General features: G+C 57.5%; 3 protein-coding genes. All 3 read left to right on the top strand.

Annotated elements, in window-relative coordinates:
- On the top strand, positions 1-601 hold a 601-nt coding region (locus tag VN887_03050), incomplete at its 5' end, for a type I-U CRISPR-associated protein Cas7 (protein ID HXT38978.1).
- A 1-nt stretch (position 602) separates the two neighbouring features.
- A complete protein-coding gene (csb2, locus tag VN887_03045; GenBank protein HXT38977.1) occupies positions 603-2,165 on the top strand; it encodes a type I-U CRISPR-associated protein Csb2 in 1,563 nt (520 codons plus the stop codon).
- A 15-nt stretch (positions 2,166-2,180) separates the two neighbouring features.
- On the top strand, positions 2,181-3,434 hold the full coding sequence (locus tag VN887_03040) for a hypothetical protein (GenBank protein ID HXT38976.1): 1,254 nt from the start codon (positions 2,181-2,183) through the stop codon (positions 3,432-3,434).
- The last annotated feature ends 76 nt before the right edge of the window (positions 3,435-3,510 follow it).

Raw genomic sequence — 3,510 nt, 5'->3', positions numbered from 1 at the left:
ATTTCTTGAAGCACTTAAAAAGGAACTCGCTGTTGGCGATCTCGCGCCGGTGAATCTGAAGCTGCTCGCCAAAACGCTTTTGAAATACGACGTGAACAGCCTTTTGCACGGCGTCTTTTTGGCAAAATCAGAAATCGCCGGCGGCCGGATGCGATTGCCCCGCGCCCTGACTGCGTTCATTGAAGCAAAGAACATCACGGTCGCTGCCAGCGGCGGAGTGAAGAACGACGCCCTGAATCCCAGCGGCGATACCGGCAAGGGGTTTGGCAACGTGCCGTTTCATCGCGAAGAATTCTGTGGCGAGATCACCGCATATTTCACTCTCGACCTTGCACTCATTCGCGGTTTTGGACTCGGTGAGGCCGCCGAGCAGTTGCTCATTGCGCTTGCCCTTTTCAAGATACGGCGCTTCCTGCGTGACGGCCTGCGGTTACGGACCGCCTGCGACCTGGAGTTGGACGGCGAATTGCAGGTGAAGCGGCCTGAAGGTTTCAAATTGCCCTCGCTGGATGAATTAGAAAAGGGGTTGCCCGGTTTGATCAAAGCGGCTGCGGACAATTTCGCCAAACCTATGAAAACCACTGTCAAATTCGAGGAATAAAATGCCCATCGTTGAACTGCGCTTTCCCGCCGGGCGGTTGCACGCCACACCTTGGGGACGACACGTCAACGAGGGCGCGGTAGAGTGGCCACCATCGCCGTGGCGGATTCTGCGCGCGCTCGTAGCAACGTGGCATCTCAAAGCCAAGACGGACATGCCGGAACCTGTCGTGAAGGAACTGATCCAAACCCTCGCTTCCAAGCCGCCAGTATTTCACCTGCCTGCGGCGAGCCTCGGCCATACGCGCCATTACATGCCAATCATCGAAGGAAAGAATCAGAAAACCACGAAAGTCTTCGACGCCTTCATTCATCTGAGCGGGCCATTGCGCATCGCTTGGGATGTACTTCTTTCAGCAGAGCAGAATCGGGGGCTCGCGTTACTCTGCGAACGGCTCAGTTATCTTGGCCGCGCCGAAAGCATCGTCGAAGCGAAGGCGTTGCTGGTGGACACGCAGTTCGACCCGAATGCACGACCATTGCAGGAGAACGATCCTGTGCCTGAGAGCGACGAACTCATTCGCCTGCTCTCGCCTGTGAGTGCGGAGGATTTTCGCGCGTGGCTCTCGAAGCAACCGGCAGCGTCCACTGCTTCGCCTACAAAGAGCAAACGTGGCAAGAGTGTAAAGACCGTTCATCCGAAACTCCCTGTTGACATCTTCGATGCTCTCCACGCCGACACTGGAGAGTTGCAGCGCGCCGGGTGGACGTTACCACCTGGAAGTCAGCTGATAGATTATGTTCGCCCTGAAAACTGCTTCGATCTCCAACCCGTTCATTCGCGCACCAGATCATCGCAACGGCCCACCGTGGCCCGTTTTGCCGTTCAGAGCGCTGTTTTGCCACGAATCACCCGAACCGTTTCGGTTACCGAGCGTGTGCATCAAGCTTTGCTCGCCAGATTTCCAAATGGGTCAGCGCCTCCCGTCTTTACAGGCCGTGACAAGGATGGCAAACCATCGTCCGGCCATCGCCACGCCTTCATATTCTGCGAAGCCAACGGGTCGCGCGATGCAATTACCCACATCACGGTATTTGCACCCGCTGGCTTTGATGCGCCGGCACGCCGCGCTTTGGAGAATTTGCAGAGAGTGTGGGGACACGGCGGACACGATCTACAACTCGTGCTGCTTGGTTTCGGGGAGAGAAATACTTTTGGAGACGCCGAACTGCTTGGCGAGGCCAAGGTCTGGCGTTCGCTCACGCCGTTCGTTTCGACGCGGCATCCAAAAACGCATCGCGACGGCAGACCAAAACTCGACGCGGGCGGTTGGCCGATTGGAAGTCCGGCCCAGGATCTTCGCCGCTTGATAGCGGAGGCCGGTTTTCCTGCGCCGGAAAAGTTGGAAGAACTGCGTGAAATCCCGATCAACTCCCGGCGCTTGCGTCCACTGGAATTTCAGACCGAGCGGCATCACGGCAATGGGAAAAGTGCGCACCAACCGGCAGGAGCTTTTCAAATCAAGTTTGCCGAGCCGATCCGTGGCCCGTTGGCTTTCGGCTATGGCGCTCACTTCGGCCTTGGCCTGTTTGTGCCAGCGGTGGAGACGGCGATTGAACGATGAACGACAACTGATGCCGTGAAAGTTTCACAGGTAAAATTGAGAGTAGAACGGGAGTCGAATAAGCCGCGTTCCGCGCGGCAGTTTCCCTGGACGGAGGAGGAGGATGCGTTGCTTGGCAAGCTGACCGACCGAGAAGTAGCCGAAAAATTAACTCGCACGCTCGGTGCTGTGCGGGATCGTCGCAAGTTTCTCGGCAAATCTGCCGTCGGTCATGCGCCGCAACCGTTCCGCACGGAACGCGAACCGCGCGATGGTTACGCGCGGTTGCTCGCAACGAAATCAAATCAGGAACTGCGCGCGATTCTCGGTTGGAGTTACAAACGGATTCACACGCGACGCCGTCAGTTGGCCGGCGGCAAAGTCAGAAAGCAACAACCGGAATGGACGTTGGAGGAGGATCGTTTGCTGGGAACGAAGCCGGACCAAGTGTTGGCGCGGAAGTTCGGCCGCCTGGTCAGCGCGGTGCGCCATCGTCGCTGGAAGAAGCGCATTCGACTCCACCTGAAACCGTGGCGGCCAACAGACGACAGGATTCTCGGCACACGCACGGATCGCGAGGTCGCGTTGCTGCTGGGCCGCAGCGTGACCAACGTGGGATGGCGTCGCAAGAAGCTGGGCATCCCGCCGAAGGCCAAGGCGCGTCCGTGGACGCCAGAGGAAGAAGTGTTGCTTGGCTCGAAACCGGACGAGGAGTTGGCGCGGAAGTTTGGTCGCACTGTCATTGCGGTTGAAGCGCGTCGCATTCAACTCGACCGACCCAAACCGGATGCCGCGTTCAAAGTCGTCAAGGTGATTGCATTGGGTGCCCACCGCAAGCAGCCCGCGAATATGGTGAATGCCAAACCGGGCGCGGCGTATTGCACCTGGACGGCGGAAGAAGATGCGTTGCTCGGCAAGTTCACCGATGAAAAAGTCGCGCTCAAGCTTGGCTATCCCGTGACGCGAGTTCGCCGACGGCGGCACTTGCTTGGATTGCCGAGCAACAATCCGAGTCATCGGCATTGGACAAAAGAGGAGATTGCGCAGCTCGGCACTCGACCCGATCGCGATGTTGCACCGTTGGTAAATCGTTCTTTGGAGAACGTGCGTTACAAGCGTCTCGCGCTGGGAATTCCCTTCCGCAATGCGCGTTACGAAATCTGGAAACCCGATGAACTGGCTTTGCTCGGGAAATTGCCGGACGAGGAAGTCGCGCGGCGCACAGGACATTCTTTGACGAGCGTCCGTCATGCACGGACGAAGCGGCACATTCTAAGAACCTGTCCTTAACTTTTTGCGAGAATAGTCTGTACAAAGTAAAGGCATCCCGGCAATAAGCTGTGGATGAACGAAAAGCGAAAAGGAT

Source organism: Candidatus Angelobacter sp., from assembly GCA_035607015.1.
GTDB lineage: Bacteria > Verrucomicrobiota > Verrucomicrobiia > Limisphaerales > AV2 > AV2.
The sequence above is the reverse complement of the archived record's forward strand: the minus strand, read 5'-3'. Positions and strand labels throughout refer to the sequence as shown.